This window comes from Microcystis sp. M049S2 (assembly GCF_020245625.1).
Classification (GTDB): Bacteria; Cyanobacteriota; Cyanobacteriia; order Cyanobacteriales; family Microcystaceae; genus Microcystis; species Microcystis ichthyoblabe_A.
The window spans coordinates 1-21,020 of sequence record NZ_JADBUN010000125.1 but is presented as its reverse complement, the minus strand read 5'-3'; the positions used below and the strand labels follow the sequence as shown (position 1 = coordinate 21,020).

The window sequence follows — 21,020 nt, the reverse complement described above, 5'->3', positions numbered from 1 at the left end:
TAAGACTTTTAGAGTTTTTGTAAATCAAAAAGTACCAGATATGGGAGTGATCGGGGGGAAAATTCAGGGACTTTTTCCCTGAAAATTAGGTAATTGACCCCTTCAAAATCGGTAAAACCCTACACCCCACACCCCACACCCTGCCCCCAAGAAAAACTTTTTGCCGCAAACCCTAGTTATCATCATCGTCATCGTCTTTATTCTGGTCATTATCACCGTCTTTTTGCTGGTTTTCCCCGTCTTCATCGCTATCTTCGTTTTTTTGCGGCGATTCCACCGTGGTGGGGACGTTTTTCGGTTCTTCGGCTTCTTTTCCTCCCTGACAAGCGCCTAAAACCGTAGTCAAGGTTAACAGAATCAGCAAAACTAAGGATTTGATTTTCATGGTCTTTCTCCCCACTCGATCGATAAATATAACAATTTTAAGACTTTTGGGCGGTGGATAGCTTGGCTAATGCCAAGAAAGTGCATTCCCAGACTAAACGGGGTTGAACGTAGGCTAACAGCTGCCGGCGGGTTTTTTCCAAGATTTCTAAAATCGATCGCTCTCGTCGTCGTTGCCAATCCTCATACTGAAGATAACTCACATACCATAATTGGGTTTCCGTGTCAAGAGTTTGAGCGATAATTTTTGCTAATTCCAGTGCTTGGGAAAGTTTTAGGGGAAATTTGCTGAAAGATCGCGGTAAATCTTGGGGGAGACTGTCGAGAAACTCTAAAGCGGCGATCGCTTCTCCGGGGCTACCTTGGGCTAAACCGAGAATTGCCGGATAATTGAGAACGCGAGCTTGTCCGTTAGAGCGCAGGACTTGAGCGAGATTTTCTTCCGAAAGACGCTGAAAAGGGATATGTTGACAGCGAGAAACGAGAGTGGGTAGTAAAGAGGAGGGACTAGGAGCAATCAGGATTAAAGTCGCTTTTCCCGGTTCCTCAAGCGTTTTTAAGAGCGCATTTGCCGCCGATTCCGTCATGGTGTCTGCTTCCTCGATCACCACCACAGAGCGGGCCGATTCCAAGGGAGGACGACTTAAAAAGTTAGTAATCTCGCGAATTTGTTCGATGCGGATTTGCGGGGGAGCTTTACGCTTGAGATTGCTTTCCTGTGCTTCTTTTGCGGTGAGCAGTTTGCCTTGGTGTTGATAAGTGGGTTCAATCCAGAGTAAATCGGGATGATTGCCCCCGAGAAAGCGTTTCAGGATTAATTCTCTTGCTTCCGGCGATCGATCTCTAGTTAATAAGTCTTGACAGAAACATTTTGCTGCCAGATTGCGTCCGATCCCCTTAGCGCCGGCGAATAAGTAAGCGGGAGCGATCGAATTGACTTCAAGCGCTCTTTGTAGTAGTTCAATGGCCTGATTTTGACCGATTAACCTTGACCAATTTATCATCTTTTCCCTGCCATGGCTCGCTATTGCTGTTCCTATTTTGTCGGGATTTCTCCTCATCAGACCGGGTTTTTATACGATGATATATTAAGTTTGGGTGAATTTGAAATCATCAAGCGCCGGACCGATGTCTTGCTTTTATCGGAAGTTCCTAACGATGCTTTCTTTCCCCAGTTAGTGAAAGTGGAATTGTTTATTCATCCTCCCACTAGCTCGGAACTTCAGATCGATTTATTGGTAAAAAATCATGAATTGCCCCTGAGAACTAATAATCGTTGTCGGCGATTTTTTGAATCTATTCACCAGATTATTACCAACAATTATCAAGGTCAATCCCTGACCAGAATTACCGCTTAACCCGATTTGTTCCTGTCTCCGTCAACTGACAAAGACAGGGACAAAATACCATCTTGGCTCTCTTGGGTAACGAACCACAAAGACACAGAGGACACAGAGATTGATCGCTCCTGTATCAGTTAAACTTATCGCACAAAGAATAAGAGAGCTGCTCTTTTTGGCGCTTGATAGATTTATCGAGAAAAAATCGGCATTGCTTTAGTTTTTGCCTTCCTGCGTCGATTTGAGCGGAGGAAATTGACGACGTAAAAGCAAGGAATTACTCACTACCATAACCGAACTAAAAGCCATTAAAGCTGCCGCTAGGGCCGGACTGAAAGCTAGACCCCAATGGGGCAGTAATAAACCACCGGCAATGGGAATAGCAAAGGTATTATAACCCAAAGCCCAAAAAAGATTTTGTCGGATTTTTTGCCATGTGGCCAGACTTAAATGCAGAGATTGCACCACATCCTCCAGGCGATCGCTAATTAAAACGATCCCAGCCGTTTCCATGGCCACTTCCGTGCCACCGGCCAGAGCAATACCGATGTTAGCCTGTCCTAGTGCAGGAGCATCATTGATACCATCCCCGACCATAGCCACGATTTTGCCCTCTTTTGTCTGTAGGTCGGCAATTAAGGCCGATTTTTCGGTGGGGGCAACTTCGGCATAAAATTGGCTAATACCCAAACTATTAGCGATCGCTGTCACCACTTCTTGGCGATCGCCACTGAGTAAAATCACCTCTAAACCGAGTTTTTGTAACTGATTCACGGTTGTTTGAGCATCGGGACGCAATCGATCCTGAAAAGCGATCGCGCCGAGTAATTGTTCTTCCATCCCCAGATAAATCACCGTTTTACCCGCTTGTAAAAGCTCTTGAATCCCCCAGATAGTTTCATCGATTTTAATGCCGTTCTGCGCCAACCATTGCCGATTTCCTAGAACAATTTTTGACCCCTGCACCCTTGCAGAAACTCCCAATCCGGCCACAGTTTGAAAATCTTCTCCCGTCAGGTTAGTAGGGGGAGTAACCGCGTCTAAAATCGCCTGAGCAAGAGGATGATTAGTACCACTCTCCACTACTGCCGCTAATTGTTGAATTTCCAGGGGATTAAGCTCAGAAAAACTCAAACAATCGGTAATTTCCGGATGACCTTGGCTAAGGGTTCCCGTTTTGTCAAAAACCACCGTTTGCAGTCGCGAGACGGTTTCCAAAACATCGCCCCCTTTAATTAAAATGCCCCGTTCGGCTGCTAAACTGGTTCCCACCAGTAGGGCCGTCGGTGTGGCTAAACCGAGAGCGCAGGGACAAGCGACCACAAGCACAGAAATCGCTAATTTTAGGGACAAAAGTAGGGGAGAAGTGGGTTGAATCATCTCGTGGTGTCCTGTGGTTGACCCTAACACCTCTGGAAAGAGCCTAGTTCCCCAAAAATACCAAAAGAGCAGCACAATTAGGGCAATTATCATGACTCCGTAGGCAAAATAACCCGCTACCCGGTCCGCTATCTTCTGTACTGGGGCCTTGCGAGTTTGGGCTGATTCCACGGCTGCGATAATCTTAGCTAGGGTGGTATCGGTCCCCACCTGACGAGTTTGCACCGCAATCGCACCAGAGAGATTGAAACTGCCGGCAATGACTAGATCTCCCATTTCCTTAACCACCGGCAGCGATTCCCCCGTTAACAAAGCTTCATCTACTGTGGTTCTTCCCTGAATAATCTCCCCATCCACGGGAATTTTTTCCCCGGGTAAGACGCGCACCCATTCCCCGACGCGCAGCTGTTCCACGGGAATGGCCACACCCACACGGTCATCTGTACTACCAATCAGGTGAGCCACTGCCGGTTGTAGGGAGGTAAGAGCTTCTAAGTCTGCGGCTGCGCGATGACGGGAATGCGCTTCTAGAGTCCGTCCGAGGAGAATAAAACCTAACAGCATGACTGGTTCATCAAAAAAGCACTCTAGACCGAGATTAGGGAAGATAAGAGCCAAACAACTGGCTATATAGGCGCTACCTGTGCCTAAACTAACGAGAGTGTTCATATTTGGCATCCCGTGCCGTAATCCCCGCCAACCATCGATGAAAATATCGCGGCCGGGGAATAAAATGGCTAGGGTGGCTAAAGTCCAGTGAAAAGCAATACTTTGAAAGATAGGGATTTCTGGTCCTCCGATGTGGTGTAAGTGACCAATCAGGGAAAAAACCAGTAAACAACAAGCGATCGCTAATCGGTATAATTGTTGTTGCCGTTCTTTTTGTTGGTTTTGCCGACGTTGATTTTGTTGAGAAAGGGGAGTCGATGAGCTGCGCGGTTGGGTGGGGAATCCAATCGCGGTTAATTTTGCGGCTAACTGCTCTGGTGCGATCGCATCCGGTTGGTATTCAATCACGGCAATTTCCGTGATTAGGTTAACTTGGGCCGATTTTACCCCTTGATTTTGGCTGAGTTGTCTTTCTACGGCACTAACACAGCCGGCGCATTTCATGCCTTTTACGTCTAGAGTAGCGGTTTTTAGTCCAGTTTCGGCGGCTAGGATCATAGAAAAAGTAGGCAAGGATGGTCTTTACTTCTATCCTAGAAATTATCGACGGATTTTTAAACTATTTTGGCCTGTAGGGTTACAGATAGATGAAATTTTATTACAGATAGCTGAAATTTCAGGTAGCCGATCTTGTAGGGTGCGTTAATGAAATGTAACGCACCTTATCTAATGTTCAAAATTCGTGCGTTACGCTGACGCTAACACACCCTACTGGACTGACACAGCTAAAATAGGGCAATAGATAAGCTCAACTGAGGACATCAATCATGGGAAGATGTAGGCGAGATAAAGTTTATCTGACAGTCGCACAACGAGAAAACTTTGAACAAATCAGTGGGGGAGGGTTCATCACAGAGTACGCTAATCGGCATAACACGCTTATCGTAATATTATACGGAAAACTTCTTGCGATCGCTCCATTTGAGCGTAATATACAGAAAGATTCTTTAAAAAATGTGTATTTAGTGCTACATACGAAAAATTTCCGTGTAGTCTTTAGTTAGGCCAAATAGACCGTACCGGATTTCAAAAGCAGGTCTATGCTTCACAGTTAATTTAAAAGAGGCATTTATTATGGTTGATCCAATTACTGTCGCTATCGCAACTGTTGTTACTAAGGAATTAGGGCCTCCTATAATAAAGGAAACAGTAAAATTGCACCAAGAACGGACTACAACACACGCATCCAGTGTTTCCGATGCGTGCGAAGCTTTGAATGCTCCAGAGGTTGTCAAAAAAGTAATGGTTGGTGCTGCTATTGTATCGGGCCTCCATCCTGCCTCCTTAGCCCTGTCAGTCGTTGGGGGTGTTGTTAGGGGAGTGGATAGATATTCAAAGTACTAAGCCAGTGCGATCGCCGATCTTGTAGGGTGCGTTAACGAAGTGAACGCACCTTATCTAATGTTCAAAATCCGTGGGTTACGCTGACGCTAACACACCCTACATCATATCGATCGTCAAGATTAAGATCTTGTAGGGTGGGTTAATGAAATGTAACGCACCTTATCTAATGTTCAAAATCCGTGGGTTACGCTGACGCTAACACACCCTACTGGACTGTTTCAGTGCGATCTTGTAGGGTGCGTTAATGAAATGTAACGCACCTTATCTAATGTTCAAAATTCGTGCGTTACGCTAACGCTAACACACCCTACTGGACTGTTTCAGCTAATTTGGTGTATTAGAAAAATGCTATAAATTCTATAATCTAAGACTTTAAGCCGAAATCTATCGCCCCATTTTAGCTGAAACAATCCACTACATTTGATACATTTATATTGCTTAATCATCCCAAAAACCTTCAGGCTTGGCTATACGTTCACCACTACCCCAATCCTGGGGATAAATTCCTTGAGCGATAAACCGATGGATACTGGAATATTGCCAATCTTGAGGATTTTCACAGAAACCATGCCGCACTGGATTGTCATGAATATAATCGCAATGTGTTGCAAAATCTTGTTCATCTCGGATTAAATGCTCCCAAAATCGGCGTTGCCAAAGATTCCCTTCTCCTCGTTTTTGCCGCGATCGAGAAACTTCACGATTAACCCCCAATGCCTGCCCATAATGCTTTGTGACATAAGTTTTGATTAATCGTAACCTTACCGAAAAATCTTGATCATCATCTGGTAACGTCCATAAACAATGAAAATGATCAGGTAATAGAACAAAAGCATCAATCACAAAAGGATATTTCACCCTAACCTTTTCGATTCCTTGCCTAAGCGCTTTTCTAGCCACATCACAACAAAGCCAAGGCTCTCTCTGATAAGTGACTTGAGTAATAAAGAAAGTCCCTCCAAATACATGAGGTCTTCGATAATTAGACATTTGGATCGTAGAGTGTATTAATGAAATGTACAACTTGAATGATAATCAACAAATTCGTGCGTTACGCTAACGCTAACACACCCTACATCATATCGATCTTGAAGATTAAGTGCGATGCCGCTCTTTTAGCCGATCTCGTAGGGTGCGTTAATGAAATGTAACGCACTAATTCCCTCGCAAACCCTCAAAATAAAGCTCAAATGCGATAGAATGAGGGGCAAATAAAATTCAGAAAGTGCTGTGAGGGAAACCGTCTATATTGAAACCAGTGTTATTGGCTATCTGACAGCCAGATCGACCAAAAACTTGGTTGTTGCTGGGAATATTGAAACCACACGGGATTGGTGGCAAAATCGCCGTAATGATTTTCTTCTCTATATCTCACAGGTTGTTTTAGATGAAGTCGCTAAGGGAGATACAGAGATTGCTTTGAAAAGGTTAGAAATTGTCAATGAAATGCCTTTGGTTGAACTCAATCAAGCTGTACGCAACTTGGCAGCCCAGTTTCTTATACGAAGCAACCTTCCTGCCAAAGCTTCTGATGATGCGGTTCACATTGCTGCGGCGACTGTCCACGGGCTAGATTACTTGTTAACATGGAACTGTAAACATATTGCCAACGCTCAAATTCAGAGGAAGTTGGCAGAGCTCAGTCTTGATTTGGGATACGAGTTACCCATAATTTGTACTCCTTACGAACTTTTAGGAGATTATAACGATGTGGCAAGATGACATTTTAGATGAAATTCATAAATTTCGAGAAGAACACGCTAAATCCTTTAACTACGATTTGGATGCAATGTTTGTAGATTGGCAAAAAAGACAAGCAGAAAGTGGCAGGCAGGTAGTCAGCTTACCACCAAAGCAAGGTCTAACAAGTCGTTGGAGCCGACCAAAACAGGATGAACCACAAGAATCTCAAATCTAATCGTGGCGGCTCAACTTAGCCGTTAGACCGACAATGATTCGTACTTGTCTTTGTAAATAGTCCGATTGGTTAGTTATGATTGCGATGCCGAAGGCACTGCGTAGCAGTACGCTGAACTTGTAGGGTGCGTTAACGAAGTGAACGCACTAATTCCCTCGCAAACCCTCAAAATAAAGCTCAAATGCAATAGAATGAGAGACAAATAAAATTCAGAAAGTGCTGTGAGGGAAACCGTCTATATTGAAACCAGCATTATTGGCTATCTAGCTGTTAGACCAAGCAACAACTTGATCTTCATGGCAAATTTGGAAATAACCAGAAGATGATGGGAAACTCGTCGTAGTCAATTTACCCTTTACATCTCGCAAGTTGTCTTAGATGAAGCGGGACAGGGTGATACAGAAATGGCAAGCAAGAGGCTAGAGATTCTGCAAAGTCTCTCTGTGCTTGAGCTTACCGACACTATAGAAGACCTGGGAATGCAATTCCTCACTAGAAGTAATCTTCCCGCTAAAGCATCCGATGATGCTATTCACATTGCCGCAGCTACCGTTCATGGATTAGATTACTTGCTAACATGGAACTGTAAACATATTGCTAACGCTCAAATCCAAAAAAAGCTTACCGAAATCTGCCGTGATTTTGGCTATAAATTGCCGACCATTTGTACACCCTATGAATTAATGGGAGAGTAAATTTATGTGGGAAGATGAAATTCTTGAAGAATTGCACAGAATACGAGAAGAGCATGCTAAATCTTTTAATTATGATTTCAAAGCCATATTTGCTGATTGGCAGAAAAGACAAGTCGCGAGTGGCAGACAATTAGTATCACTGCAACATCAACAACAGTTTAACAAGGCGTTGGAGCCGACTACCCAAGAGTGATATGTTTGAGCAAAGGAAATCCGGCAGCGGCTCAACTTTGCCGTTATGCCGACCAGCGAGTCAAGTGCGATCGTTCCGATTGTAGCGATCGCCGATCTTGTAGGGTGCGTTAATGAAATGTAACGCACCTTATCTAATGTTCAAAATTCGTGCGTTACGCTGACGCTAACACAGGCTACTGGACTGACACAGCTAAAATAGGGCAATAGATAAGCTCAACTGAGGACATCAATCATGGGAAGATGTAGGCGAGATAAAGTTTATCTGACAGTCGCACAACGAGAAAACTTTGAACAAATCAGTGGGGAAGGGTTCATAACAGAGTACGCTAATCGGTACAACACGCTTATCGTAATATAATACGGAAAACTTCTCGCGATCGCTCCATTTGAGCGTAGTACACGGAAAGATTCTTAAAAAAATGTGTATTTAGCGTCACATACGAAAACTTTCCGCATAACATATAGTTAGATGCTTAAAGGTATCTAGAGTCATGAATAAGAAATCCAAAGAATATCGACAGCTAATACTGCCTAGCTGCCTGCTTATAGGGCGGCATATGGACTACTTAGAATATTAAGCGTCGTTTCTGTCATGCACGGTGCTTGATTGAGAGTGTGTCAATTGAAGTTGGCTAATTTGTACACTTTTTCTACGTAATTGTGGACAAAAGTTTAACGGATAAAATTGACTTACTGTCATTGACTGCAAGCTGTGACAATCAGTATAAAGGAGGAACTAAAAATGACGTGGGCTTTACAAAAAATCAGCATCCCTGCTCAGGTTCAGGGTAATCAAGTAACTTTGGCTGTTGCTCAGGGTACGGTTGTGTTAACTGATATTGGTCATGGTTCAGTCGCTGGACTTCCCAAAGAAAGCTGGGGGGTATTAATCAATTGGCGAACCAAAGCCTGGGTTTTTGGTTATGAGGGTGCCGACGGTTCAACACTTGGATTAAACGTTGACGAGAATGGAAATTTACATCCTAGCGGCGTTGGCACAGTAACTGAAATTAAATATACTGCCTAAGGGCCTTAGGGTAGTGCGATGCCGAAGTCACTGCATAGCAGTACGCCGATCTGGTAGGGTGGGTTAATGAAGTGAACGCACCTTATCTAATGTTCAAAATTCGTGCGTTACGCTGACGTTAACACACCCTACTGGACTATTTAAGCCGTAGGGTGCGTTCCCTAATGCGGGATTTTTGAGAACGCACCATGCCCATTGATTGAAACTGTGAGTCTAAGTGGGATGACGAAGGCACGGCCTAGCAGTACACTGATTTTGTCGGGTAAGGGGCGGGCTATAATGAACGGTGAACCTGATTGGTCAGAAAAAATTGACCAATATTTGTCTGGTGAAACCATTGACCATTAAGTGGATTCTAAGGATCTAAGGGAATGACCTGGACGGCAAACCAACAAGCGAAAATTATCCGTACAGAGCGAGGGCTGACGATCGCTGGCACGCGCATCACCCTCTATGATGTGATCGATCTCCTAAAAGCTGATTATCCTCCTAAACTGATTCGTGACACATTTAACCTCACGAACGCGCAAATTGACGCAGCTTTGTCCCACATTGAGGCAAACCAAGCTCAGGTCGAGGTTGAATATCAAGAGGTTCTTCAGAATAGGGAAGAAATTCGCCAGTACTGGGAAGATCGTAACCGTGAACGCTTTGCTCGAATTGCAGCAATGCCACATAAACCAGGGCAAGAAGCGTTTTGGGCAAAGCTTGAGGAGCAGAGAGCCAGACGTGCCGCACAAAAACAATGACTTTCTTAGTTGACTACAACCTCGACGGTTATGCGCTGATTTTTCTTGGTATATTGGCAAAACGTGGTTGGCTTGAGTTTCAGTCTGTCCAATTTGTCACCTTTAGAGAGGTTGGATTGTCGATGGAAAGTAGCGATCGCGTAGTCTGGCGCTATGCTCAAGAACAGGAGATGATGATTCTTACTGCTAACCGAAATATGAAGGGTGATGATTCCCTTGAGCAGGTTATGCGAGAAGAGAACACAGAGAACTCATTTCCAGTGTTGACGATTGGAAATCTCGATTGTTTGAGTGAAGCTGAGTATAGAGAGCGCTGCGCTGAACGACTGATCGAAATTGCTGTAGATCTTGATAATTACAAGGGGGTTGGTCGGTTATTCATTCCATGATATTGTCGGCTACGCTTGACAATTAAGGCGATTTGAAACTGTGCGTCTAAGTAGGATGCCGAAGGCACTGCCTAGCAGTACGCTGATCTTGTCCGGTAAGGGGCGGGCTATAATGAACATAGATAGTCCGTCCTCAGCAGTTAGAAAATAATGCCTCAAGCACTCGAAGCCGTATTTGATGGGACAGCCCTTCAACTGGAAGAACCCTTAAACCTAGCCGCAGGCACGAGGGTGACAATTATCATTGAAAGTGTTTTACCCAATGAAGTAAAACCACCTAAAACGTTTTTGGAAACTGCTCAGTCTCTGCAATTACAGGGTGAACCTGATTGGTCAGAAAAAATTCACCAATATTTGTCTGGTGAAACCATTGACCATAATGACTGTTGAGGGATGTTAGCGAAGATTCCCAATGTTTAGGTTAAAATAGAGGGGCAAAAGTTGCCACAGGGTCGCTTCAATGACAGTTCGACAACCCCGCTACAGCAAAGAAGAATTTGCCCGACGTGGACACGAAGTCTACGAGTCTCAGGTACGCTCCCAAATCGAGGAAGGGAATCATGGGAAGATTGTAGCAATAGACATCGAAACAGGAGCTTTTGAAGTGGCTGACGACAGCCTAACAGCTGCTAAACAACTGTTAATACGTTTTCCTGATGCACAAATATTTGGTATTCGCATTGGACATCGTGCCGTCCATCGTTTTGGCTTTCGTTCCCCCAGTGTGTCGCCATGATGATGGGGAGCGTCAATTCGCGCCGAGAAGCAATTATTCAATTCGTAGTGCTAGGCGAAAATCACCAGAGGCAAGCGATTAAAGCAGTTATTGACACTGGTTACAGTGGATTTCTCACGTTGCCTTCTGCTATCATTACAACACTAGGATTAACGTGGTATATGGAAGAAGAGGGAATCTTGGGCGATGGGAGCCTCTGTATGTTTAACGTATTTGAGACAACTGTGATCTGGGATGGTCAGATCAAATCTATTGAAATCAATGAGTCAGAGACAGATCCATTAGTTGGTATGGGTTTACTTGATGGCTATGAGTTGAATATTCAGGGTTTTGCTGGGGGATTAGTGACAATTAAACCTTTGTCATAGTCCCTAGTTAGAAAAATGTCGGCGTTGCTGAATCAAGGTATGAATGACAACCTTGCACCTATCCAAAAGTTAGTTTGGGTCTAGGTTTTAAAAATCCCACAAAAGAAGATTCATATCTCAAATCAGCAACGCCAGAAAAATGTCTAACAAATCACTGCACCCGACTCTATGATTAGACTATTTATACCAAATTTCTAAATTCCTGACAGTGCGATGCTGAAGGCACTGCATAGCAGTGCGTTAATGAAATGTAAAGCATCTTTTTCTGTGGCATGATCAGTTCGACAACCGACAATCTATAATCATTTCAGATAAGTCTGATACACTCTAGACCAGTTAAACTCTTATGGACTCTGGCATTGATATTCTCAATCTTAATTGAAATAACTATACGAATTGCAGTGCAGACAATAGCTTACTGGAAAAACCCTGCGCTACTATTAGAACTAGAGGCGATCATTTTGAGAGCGACTGAGCCACCGTATAATGTTCAAATTCATACTGGAGTCCTAACCCATGCAAGCGAAACTTTCAGAGCAAATCTCGTCCACTGATGCAGAAATTATTTTAAGACGCTTACCAGACTGGATTCAGGATGCTTTGATTGCTCGCGCTACTGAAATTGATTATCCCGTTGAAGCGATTCTTGAGATGGCGATCGCCAGTTTTTTAGACACAGAAGCATTAAGTTTTGCCGACTGTAAGCCAGGGTGAGGTCGATAAGTGCAGTCGCTATCGCTATCGCTGTAGGGTGCGTCCCCTAATGCAAGTCCTACGGCGTTGTCAAATCGAAAGATGATCCGAATCAGCACCGGAACTGAAATTACTTTGATAGCAAGGATTGCACTGCATCTTTCCTATTCTGATCTGACAACGCCAAACTCCAGTTACTCTGCGTAGGCAAATAACTTTTCTTTTTCTCTAAAGTTCACAGGGGGAGTAAAATGAAAAATTTCTTTGATGTCTTTATATCCTATGGACGGGCTGATAGTAAAGCTTTTGCTATTAAGCTTAATCAAAGGTTGACTGCACAAGGCTTAAACGTCTGGTTCGACGAAGAAGATATTCCCTTGGCTGTGGACTATCAAGAACAGATTAATGATGGCATCGAGAGGACACATAACTTTATTTTTATTATCGCCCCTCATTCGGTTAATTCGCAATATTGCCTGAAAGAAATTAATCTAGCGATTAAGTACAACAAGCGGATTATTCCTCTGCTTCATGTTGAACAAATTAGCCAAGAAACTTGGCGGCAAAGAAATCTGGATAAAACTGAAGCTGACTGGCAAGCATATCAAGCCGAGGGAAGGAATTCTATTTTTCCGAATATGCACCCAGTGATCAGCAAAATTAACTGGATCTATTTCCGAGAAGAAATTGATGATTTTGAGAGTTCTTTTGCTGGATTGATTAGCGCAATTTATCGGCAGCAAAATTATGTGGAAAAGCACAGTATTTTTTTAGTTAAAGCCTTGAATTGGTTAAGGAATCAGAAGCGAACTAATTATCTGTTAATTGGCGAAGAGAGACAGGCAGCAGAAAAGTGGTTAAAACATAGATTTACTGAGGAACAGCCGCCTTGCTTGCCCACGGACTTACACTGCGAATTTATTAGCGAAAGTAGTAAAAATGCTAATAATTTGATGACACAGGTTTTCCTGTCATCGTCGGAAAAAGATAATGCCATCAAGGAGAAAATTTGCAAGACTCTGATGCGCGAAGGCTTTACCGTCTGGACTAATCAGACAGATATTAAAACGGGAACTGCCTTTCAGGAGCAAATTAATAAAGGTATTGAAGGGGCGGATAACTTTGTTTATTTAATATCTCCAGAAGCCCTGAGTTCACAGTACTGTTATCTAGAACTTGCTCACGCTTTTGCTACCAACAAACGCATTATTCCTTTGCTGATTGAAAAGACCGATATTGAGTTAATCCCCTCCCAGTTACAGAAATTACAATTTATTGACTTAACTGAATATGAAGATCAGGACAAATATCGCAGTAATATCGATAAATTATTGAAGGAATTAAACAGTGATGTTGCTTATTATGAAAGTCATAAAGTGCTGTTAGTCAAAGCCTTGAAATGGCAGCAGCAAACCCACAACCCTAGTGTCCTATTGCGGGGTTATAATCTTCAACATTTTGAAGCTTGGCTGAAGGTAGCTAAACAGCGAAAAGAATCCCCTCCCCTACCGCTACAGGAAGAATTTATTATCGCTAGTCTCAATCAATATAAACCATCTTCTTTAGAAGTTTTTATCTCTTATTCTCGTGCCGATTCAGATTTAGCAAGAAGATTAAATGAGGCTCTGACTTCACTCGGTAAGCTTACTTGGTTCGATCAAGAAAATATCGCTTCGGGAGAAGACTTTCGGCGAGAAATTTATCAAGGCATTGAAATTTCCGACAACTTTGTATTTATCATTTCTCCCAAATCAATCAATTCACCTTATTGTTCTGATGAGGTGGAATATGCCCAAAAATTAAATAAGCGAATTATCACGATCTTACACCAAAAAGTTGCTGCCAAAGATTTGCCCCCTGCCTTAGCTAGTATTCAGTGGCTTGATTTTAGTCAGCATGGCGGCGACTTCCTGACCAATTTTACTCAGTTAGTTAGAACCATACATACAGACAGAGATCACGTTCATAACCATAGCAAATGGTTACAGAGAGCCAAAGAATGGGAAAATAGCCAAAAAAGTGCTGATTTACTACTCCGGGGCAGTGAATTTGTCCTCGCTCAAACTTGGTTAAAGAAAATTGAGGAACAAAATAAACAACCACCAGCAACCGAGTTACATAAGGAATTTATTCAAGCTAGTCAGACAGCCATTGAAGCGGCGGAAACAGCAGAAAAAGAACGACAACAACATTTACTCAAGCTTCAGCAAGAACGAACCCAAGAGGTAGAAAAACGCCTAGAACAAGAGAAAAAAAATGCCAGACGGCAAAAGCAGTGGTTAGTCGTCGTCAGTTTATTCGGGGCGGTGGCGACTTGCTTGGGTTTTTTTGCCGCCTCAGAGTATCGCCAAGCAGCCATTAGCGAGATTGTCGCCGTCAATCGAACCAGTCAAGCTTCCTTTGCCTTAAACAAACAATTGGAAGCGTTGACAGCAGCTATGAAGGCCCAGCGGCTAGGAACAGATCTAGAGCAAAGACCTTTCGTTAATCTACCGCCCAAGCTGAAAAATAATCTGAAAGAGATCCTCAAGATAGCCCTCTATGGCATCAAACAAACCAATATCTTCTCAGGACATGATGGTAGTGTTTTCGGGGTCAAATTTAGTCCCGATGGTGCAATCATTGCCTCCGTCAGTGCAGATAACAGGATCAAACTCTGGAAAAGAAACGGGAGTTTATTGGCGACTCTTGGTGAAAAGCGTGGTGGACACAAAGGGGCAGTAAATGCAGTGGCTTTCAGCCCCGACGGGCAACTGCTCGCCTCCGCCAGTGTGGATAACACGATTAAACTCTGGCAGCGCGATGGAACCTTAGAGAAAACTATTCAAGGGGATAAACATGGCGTAAATGCAGTGGTTTTCAGCCCTGACGGTCAGTGGATTGCTTCAGGTGGTAACGATACAACCGTTAAACTCTGGAAACGAGACGGGACTCTATTGAGGACATTGGCAGGACATCAGGATACAGTTAACGCAGTCGCTTTCAGCCCTGACGGTCAGTGGATTGTTTCAGGTAGTAACGATAAAACCATCAAGCTCTGGAAACGAGACGGGACTCTATTGAGGACATTGGCAGGACATCAGGATATAGTTAAGGCAGTGGCTTTCAGCCCTGACGGTCAGTGGATTGCTTCAGGAAGTTATGACAACACGCTCAAACTCTGGAAGCTAGACGGTACCTCGCCGACTATCACTTTTAGTGGCCATGAAGCCTCTGTTTACGGGCTGACTTTTACCCCAGATGGTCAGCAAATCGTTTCAGGAAGTTATGACAGAACAGTCAGACTCTGGAAACTGGACGGTACTTTATTGATGACTCTCCAGGGACATAGCGATGCAGTTAATACGGTTGATGTCCGTAACTACGGTAAAAATCTGGAAATTGCCTCGGGGAGTGACGACAACGAGGTTAGACTCTGGAGACCTTATAGTAAATTAGTGACCACCCTTTTTGGCCATAGTGATGTGGTGTCGGCTGTCGATTTGAGTGCTGATCTAATTGTCTCAGGAAGTTGGGATAAAACACTCAAACTCTGGAAGCGCGATGGCACCCTGAGTACCCTACTAGGACATAAAGATTCAGTTAGCACTGTCAAGATTAGTCCTAATGGTCAATTTATTGTTTCAGGAAGTCCAGACGGAAAGGTGAACATCTGGCGGCGAGATGGTAAATTGCTCAATACCCTGAAAGGAGACACTGGTGGTGTTAACGACCTCGTAATTAGCCCCAACGGTAAGTTTATTGTCTCAGGGAATTGGAACAAAACACTGAAAATCTGGCGGCTAGACGGTGAATTGCTCAATACCCTGAGAGGACACACTGATGTGGTTGAGACCGTGGCGATTAGCCCAGATGGTAAGTTTATTGCTTCTGGAAGTGCCGATAATAGGATCAAAATCTGGCGGCTAGATGGCCATGGCACTTTGCTAAGTATTCTGACTCTCAAAGAACATCAAAGTCCCGTTTTAGCGATTGATTTCAGCCCAGACGGTCGAATGCTCGTTTCTGGAAGTGGCGACAATACTATTAGACTCTGGAAGACTGATGAAAAGGGACAATGGCTTCCTTCCTCTGTTAGAACCATCGAAGGACATTCTAATTCGGTGTTGGACGTTAAATTTAGCCCCGACGGACAACAAATTGCTGTGGCTAGTGCTGATGATACCATTAGAATTTGGCAACTTGACGGTACTTTAGTGAATATGCTGCCGGGGTTTGGGGCTGATGTTAACGCCATTCATTTTAGCCGAGATGGTGAAACTCTTGTCTCCGGGAGCAGCAACAAAACAATAATTATTTGGGATTTGGCTCGCCATTTAACACCTAAAGATATCCAAAGATACGCTTGCAATTGTTTAAAAGATTATTTACAGCATAACTCTAAGGTAGAAGCGAGCGATCGTCGTCTTTGTGATCAGATTCTCGGCAAAGATTATTAAAATAAAATAAGGTTAAGTCAAAATGCAAACTCAAACCAATTCTTGGCAAAAACGAATCTTTAGACTGTCCCTGACTCTCTGTGTTATCAGTTTCTTGTCGGCCACCTTCACCATTTATGCTTACTGGCGGGAGAAAAATCAAACCAGGGAAACAGCGAAAAATAATGCTCGACAAGAAGCTATCCGCGCCGCTAAAGAAATCGATAACCAGCTTCGTAAACTCCAGGATAGTGCCAATTCTATCGCCCACGATATCAGTCAGGGTAAACTTAAAGATCAACAGTTGCTTGAGCGATTAAAAAGCACGATAGAACAAAATCCCAATTGGTTCGGATTAGGTGTAGCTTATGCTCCCTATACTTACAAACCCCAGATGCGTCTGTATGCTCCCTACTACATCAGAAAACAGGGTAAACTGCAATTACTGCAACTGGAATCTTTTTACGATTATACTCAACCCAGAAAGGGTGATTGGTATATCCAGTCCTTAGCCTCCGGTTCAGTTTGGTTAGAACCTCATTTTGGAGCGGCAACTAACACTTTACTCGCAGAATTTAGCACTCCTTTTTATCGCCTTAATCCAAAAACCAAAAAAAATATTCCTTCTGGGGTAGTCTTCGCCAACTATTCTCTAGATGGGTTAAAAAACTTAATGAACTCCCTCAAACTAGGTAAGACTGGCTACGGATTTATCCTATCTAAAAAAGGAACTTTTATCTATAGTCATAGAGAAGATTGGGTTAAAGAGCAAAAAACCATCTTTCAAATAATTTCTCAAGCGTATAAACCAGAAAAATTGCGAGTTCCAGCCCAAAAAGCTCTCAAAGGCTCTAAGATTGAAATGGATTTTAACGATCCCTTAACGGGACAATCTAGCTGGATATTTTTTGAACCTATTCCTACTACGGGTTGGACATTAAGTGCTGTCTTCATTCAAGATGAAATTTTATTAAACACCAAGAGCTTACATCACAAACTGCTGCTGATTAACTTACAAATAATTAGCTTTTTCTTTTTTCTATTTATCCTAATCTTTCGCGCTTACAAAGGCAGTGTTCGCAGTCTTTGGTCCGTCTCGTCTTCCACTTCTGTTGTCTTGCTGGCGGGAATCGGATTTATCTGGTATCTGCAAATCTCTGAACATAAAATCGAACAGAAAAACAATATAGTGCTTCTGAAAAAAGCGGGTTTAAATAAATTTTTGCAATCTCGTAAATCCGAAAATCCTCAAGACTCCCCTCTTTATATTCCCACAGGAGTTTTTGTGCAGTCTCTAGAATTTCAAGATGCTAATGATGTGTTTGTCACGGGCTATATTTGGCAAAAATATGATAAGAACATCCCTCAAACCGTCAGTCGGGGTTTTATCCTTCCCGAAGCAGTTGATCCCAATGTAACCGAGATTCATCGTCATCAAGACCAAAATTTTGAAGTGATTGTCTGGTATTTTGAAGCTAAACTCCGGGAAAATTTTGATTATTCTAAATATCCCTTTGATGTTAAGGATGTCTGGATTCGCCTCTGGCCGAAAGACTTCTACAAAAATATCATCCTCACCCCAGATTTTGATGCCTACGATTTGATGATTCCTACTTCTCTACCCGGTTTAGAAGAAGATTTTGTTTTGCCAGGTTGGAATCTAGAGAGTAGTTTTTTCCAGTACAAACTCAATAACTATAATACCAATTTTGGCATTAATAGCTATATCGGCCAGGACAATTTTCCCGAACTCTATTTTACGGTTATTCTCCAACGAAATTTTATCAATATACTGATCAGCAATATGATGATAATTATTGTTGTATTATTATTGCTTTTTTGTATTCAAATACTGATCATCAAACATAAAGAGAGCGGTGAAAATCAAGATTTTACAGCTTTAGAGATCGTTTCCGCTTGTGGGGCTTTTCTTTTTATTATCATTATCGATCAGATTAATCTCAGACAAAAAATTGTCACAGCAGGTATTATTTATTTAGATTATTTCTATTTCATACTATATATAATGATCATTTTAGTGGCAATTAATGCCATCCTTTTTGCTTCTAACATCAAACTTGATTGGATTCATTATAAAAACAACTTAATCCCAAAGCTACTTTATTGGCCAACTAATCTGGCACTGTTACTGTTGGTAACTATGTTAGTTTTTTAGGCTCTTCCCTTTTTACATACTAGGTTGAGAAGAACCCTTTTTTAACAAAAAATGGCTAGAGATTCAATCTCACTAAAATAAGTTATGATCAATCTTGCTTGAGTCAGAAAGATTAATATGCCCAGTCAAGAAATTATTGACCAGAAAAATTCTGCCGCCAACGCCGAACAAGTTTCTGAGTCCAACCTAGAGCTAGTTCCCCAACCGAAACAAGAGCATGATACCGCTGCCAGCCCCCAGGGGTTGCCCCATGCCTTCGTCGTCATGCCCTTTGGTAAGAAAAAAGGGCCAGACGACCGCTGGATAGATTTTAATAGCATCTATCAAGATTTAATTAAACCAGCCTTAATCGAAGCTGGATTTGAGCCGTTTCGAGCCGATGAAGAAAGCGTCAGTGGCGATATCCTCACCGATATGTTTCAGGAACTATTGCTGGCGGATCTGGTAATTGCTGACCTCAGCATTGATAATGCCAACGTTTTTTATGAGTTAGGAGTACGCCACGCCCTACGCAAGCGGGGACTAATTCATATTCAGTCGGGACGAGGTTATCTGCCTTTCGATATTTTTAACGTCCGCACTCTCCCCTACCATTGTGACGAGAATGGCAGGCCCGAGCGCCAATACTTGGAAAAGGACAAACAGGCGATCGCTAAAATGGCTCGCGCTACCTGGGAATCAGACCATCATCGCATTCACAGCCCCATTTTCAATTTACTCGACGGCTTGGAAGAACCCGATCGCCGGTCCCTGCAAACCCCCCTAGCCATTGGCTACTGGGATGAGTACAACAATTGGCGGAAACGGGTAGTGATCGCCCAACGCCAAGATCGCATTGGTGACGTTTTGCTGTTGATCGAAGAAGTGAGCAACCCCCTAATAAAATGCGAGGCGATCGCCGAAGCGGGGAAAGCCTTAAGAAATCTAGGAAATTATCAACTAGCACTCCAGCAATATCGCAACGGACTGACACTGCAGCCGAAAAACGCCGAATTCCGGCGCGAGGAAGCCTTTCACCTGAGCCGACTGAAGCGATATGATGAGGCAGTGGTGCAATTGGAGTCATTGCTGCGGGATGAACCGGCCAATATAGATGCCATTTCCTACTTAGCTCGCATTTACAAGGAAATGTGGAAGGAGCGATGGGTCGGCATCTGCAATGAAGCGGAGCGCCTCCAAACAGCTGACGAATCGGCCCACTTACTACAAAAAGCGATTGAGACTTACCTGCAAGCCTACCGCCTCGATCAGAATCATTACTATTCTGGCATCAACGCCCTGACTCTATCTGCCGTCTTCAAGTATTTAGCCAGGCATGGTAGGGACGGCGATCCAGAAGAGAAAGCGATCAAAGAGCAATTGCCGGCGCTGTCTGGAGCGGTTAAATTTAGTCTGGAAAGTGCCGCTATCAAGGATAACAAGGATGTTTGGGTCTTCCTCTCCCTCGGGGATCTGGCCATCTGTACCGCCGGCAACCCGCAACAGGTGGCCAGAGCCTATAAAAGGGCGCTCAACCGGCTCTGGAACAATAAATTTGCTTTACTTTCAACCCTAGAACAATTGAAACTCTTAGAATCCCTGAATTTCCGCCTTGAATATGTCAAGTCGGGCCTCGATGTCCTCGAAGCAGAATTAGAGAGAATAGAACATCAAGAAGCCGCGATCGCATCCCAGACAGTGAAGAAACCTCCGCAAGTTTTTCTCTTCTCCGGCCACATGATTGACAAGCTAGACCGGCCGCGGCCTCGGTTTCCCTCGGCCATGGCAACCGAGGCGCAACAAAAAATTAAGGAAGTACTCGATAAGCTGCAAGCTGATGCCAAGGATCTGGCGATCGTGCCGGGACTCGCTTGTGGGGGCGATATCCTGTTTCTAGAAGCCTGTTTAGAGCGCCAGATGAGAGTCGAGGTCTATCTGCCCTTTGAGTCGGCTCAATTTATTGAAGAGTCAGTCAGCTTTGCCGGCGATGATTGGGTAGAGCGTTTCTATAGGATTAAGAATCATCCCCAGGTCGCGCTCAACCTACAACCGGAACGAATCGGACCGGTCCCGAAAGGAAGCAATTCCTTTGAGCGCAACAATCGTTGGGCGCTCTATTCCAGTTTGATCTACGGAATCGATCGGGTGCGGTTGATTGTCCTCTGGGATGGCAAAGGCGGTGATGGACGTGGCGGGACTGGCGATATGGTCAAGCAAGTACGTCAATTGGGGGGGATTGTCGAGCATTTATGTACAAATAAGTTTGATTATTGGAAAGCTCAGGCTCTTCTCGACTTTGTGTGATAATTTTTGCTTATGGAATTGTGAAATGCTTATCGGGCAAGACTTTTAGGGCTATTTTGACGAAGAAACCATCAGTATAGACCTCGTTTCCACACAGAAACCAGAAGAGCCAAGCTGGCTCTTCTAGGTTCTGTGTGAGCATGGTATAATAGTAACACAGAACAGGAGGTGGGTTATGTGGATAAATTTTGATCAACTCCTCGATTTACCAAATGTAACAGTGGTCAATTATCAAAAAATTGCTCAGACAATTTTC

General features: G+C 43.5%; 19 protein-coding genes and 1 pseudogene. 16 read left to right on the top strand and 4 right to left on the bottom strand.

All coding sequences use genetic code 11. The annotated features are described in order from the left end of the window. Window positions 1–172: 172 nt before the first annotated feature. The gene (locus IM496_RS10790; protein ID WP_287661910.1) at window positions 173–385 is read right to left on the bottom strand and encodes a neurohypophysial hormones like protein; all 213 of its coding nucleotides are present in this window, start codon (window positions 383–385) and stop codon (window positions 173–175) included. 37 nt (window positions 386–422) lie between these two features. Continuing rightward, complete coding sequence (gene holB / locus IM496_RS10785; protein ID WP_194014182.1) at window positions 423–1,388, bottom strand: DNA polymerase III subunit delta'; 966 nt, start codon at window positions 1,386–1,388, stop codon at window positions 423–425. A 12-nt stretch (window positions 1,389–1,400) separates the two neighbouring features. Here holB and IM496_RS10780 point away from each other — a divergent pair, with 12 nt between their 5' ends. Next, window positions 1,401–1,742 carry a hypothetical protein gene (locus IM496_RS10780; RefSeq protein WP_002734498.1) on the top strand — a complete coding sequence of 114 codons (342 nt, stop codon included), beginning with the start codon at window positions 1,401–1,403 and terminating at the stop codon, window positions 1,740–1,742. Window positions 1,743–1,940: 198 nt separating this feature from the next. Here IM496_RS10780 and IM496_RS10775 read toward each other — a convergent pair whose 3' ends face one another. After that, a complete protein-coding gene (locus IM496_RS10775) occupies window positions 1,941–4,271 on the bottom strand; it encodes a heavy metal translocating P-type ATPase (protein ID WP_287661909.1) in 2,331 nt (776 codons plus the stop codon). A 576-nt stretch (window positions 4,272–4,847) separates the two neighbouring features. On the opposite strand from IM496_RS10775, the gene IM496_RS10770 reads away from it, so the two are divergent. After that, on the top strand, window positions 4,848–5,117 hold the full coding sequence (locus IM496_RS10770; protein WP_287661908.1) for a hypothetical protein: 270 nt from the start codon (window positions 4,848–4,850) through the stop codon (window positions 5,115–5,117). Window positions 5,118–5,555: 438 nt separating this feature from the next. Here the strand turns inward: IM496_RS10770 and IM496_RS10765 are convergent, their stop codons facing one another. Continuing rightward, window positions 5,556–6,107 (bottom strand): REP-associated tyrosine transposase, encoded by a 552-nt coding sequence (locus IM496_RS10765; RefSeq protein ID WP_002759060.1) that lies wholly within the window; start codon window positions 6,105–6,107, stop codon window positions 5,556–5,558. Window positions 6,108–6,347: 240 nt separating this feature from the next. Between IM496_RS10765 and IM496_RS10760 the strand changes: the two genes are divergently transcribed. The 14 genes and pseudogenes from IM496_RS10760 to IM496_RS10695 all read left to right on the top strand — a co-directional run bounded on the left by IM496_RS10760 (window position 6,348) and on the right by IM496_RS10695 (window position 20,764). Further along, window positions 6,348–6,839, top strand: a complete 492-nt coding sequence (locus IM496_RS10760; RefSeq protein ID WP_287637345.1) for a type II toxin-antitoxin system VapC family toxin — start codon at window positions 6,348–6,350, stop codon at window positions 6,837–6,839. After that, on the top strand, window positions 6,826–7,035 hold the full coding sequence (locus IM496_RS10755) for a hypothetical protein (RefSeq protein ID WP_002732654.1): 210 nt from the start codon (window positions 6,826–6,828) through the stop codon (window positions 7,033–7,035). Before IM496_RS10760 ends, IM496_RS10755 begins: the two co-directional genes overlap by 14 nt. A 221-nt stretch (window positions 7,036–7,256) precedes the next feature. Next, window positions 7,257–7,730: pseudogene (locus IM496_RS10750) on the top strand (type II toxin-antitoxin system VapC family toxin). Window positions 7,731–7,734: 4 nt separating this feature from the next. Beyond that, window positions 7,735–7,923: a hypothetical protein gene (locus IM496_RS10745; protein WP_008195959.1), complete on the top strand. Its 189-nt coding sequence runs from the start codon at window positions 7,735–7,737 to the stop codon at window positions 7,921–7,923. 744 nt (window positions 7,924–8,667) lie between these two features. Beyond that, a complete protein-coding gene (locus tag IM496_RS10740; RefSeq protein ID WP_287661907.1) occupies window positions 8,668–8,952 on the top strand; it encodes a hypothetical protein in 285 nt (94 codons plus the stop codon). Between the two features lie 371 nt (window positions 8,953–9,323). Next, a complete protein-coding gene (locus IM496_RS10735) occupies window positions 9,324–9,701 on the top strand; it encodes a DUF433 domain-containing protein (RefSeq protein ID WP_287661905.1) in 378 nt (125 codons plus the stop codon). After that, on the top strand, window positions 9,698–10,090 hold the full coding sequence (locus IM496_RS10730) for a DUF5615 family PIN-like protein (protein ID WP_194014193.1): 393 nt from the start codon (window positions 9,698–9,700) through the stop codon (window positions 10,088–10,090). The genes IM496_RS10735 and IM496_RS10730 overlap by 4 nt, the downstream gene beginning before the upstream one ends. A 150-nt stretch (window positions 10,091–10,240) precedes the next feature. Continuing rightward, window positions 10,241–10,480, top strand: a complete 240-nt coding sequence (locus tag IM496_RS10725; protein WP_104397835.1) for an antitoxin family protein — start codon at window positions 10,241–10,243, stop codon at window positions 10,478–10,480. A gap of 70 nt (window positions 10,481–10,550) precedes the next feature. After that, complete coding sequence (locus IM496_RS10720) at window positions 10,551–10,826, top strand: hypothetical protein (protein WP_002733756.1); 276 nt, start codon at window positions 10,551–10,553, stop codon at window positions 10,824–10,826. Next, window positions 10,823–11,194: a clan AA aspartic protease gene (locus IM496_RS10715; RefSeq protein WP_194014195.1), complete on the top strand. Its 372-nt coding sequence runs from the start codon at window positions 10,823–10,825 to the stop codon at window positions 11,192–11,194. The genes IM496_RS10720 and IM496_RS10715 overlap by 4 nt, the downstream gene beginning before the upstream one ends. A 516-nt stretch (window positions 11,195–11,710) precedes the next feature. After that, the gene (locus IM496_RS10710) at window positions 11,711–11,908 is read left to right on the top strand and encodes a hypothetical protein (RefSeq protein WP_194014197.1); all 198 of its coding nucleotides are present in this window, start codon (window positions 11,711–11,713) and stop codon (window positions 11,906–11,908) included. A gap of 230 nt (window positions 11,909–12,138) precedes the next feature. Beyond that, window positions 12,139–16,326: a TIR domain-containing protein gene (locus IM496_RS10705; protein WP_287661904.1), complete on the top strand. Its 4,188-nt coding sequence runs from the start codon at window positions 12,139–12,141 to the stop codon at window positions 16,324–16,326. 22 nt (window positions 16,327–16,348) lie between these two features. Continuing rightward, window positions 16,349–18,481, top strand: a complete 2,133-nt coding sequence (locus IM496_RS10700) for a cache domain-containing protein (RefSeq protein ID WP_287661903.1) — start codon at window positions 16,349–16,351, stop codon at window positions 18,479–18,481. 117 nt (window positions 18,482–18,598) lie between these two features. After that, entirely contained in the window at window positions 18,599–20,764 is a 2,166-nt protein-coding gene (locus tag IM496_RS10695; RefSeq protein ID WP_287661902.1) for a tetratricopeptide repeat-containing protein, read from the top strand. Window positions 20,765–21,020: the final 256 nt, after the last annotated feature.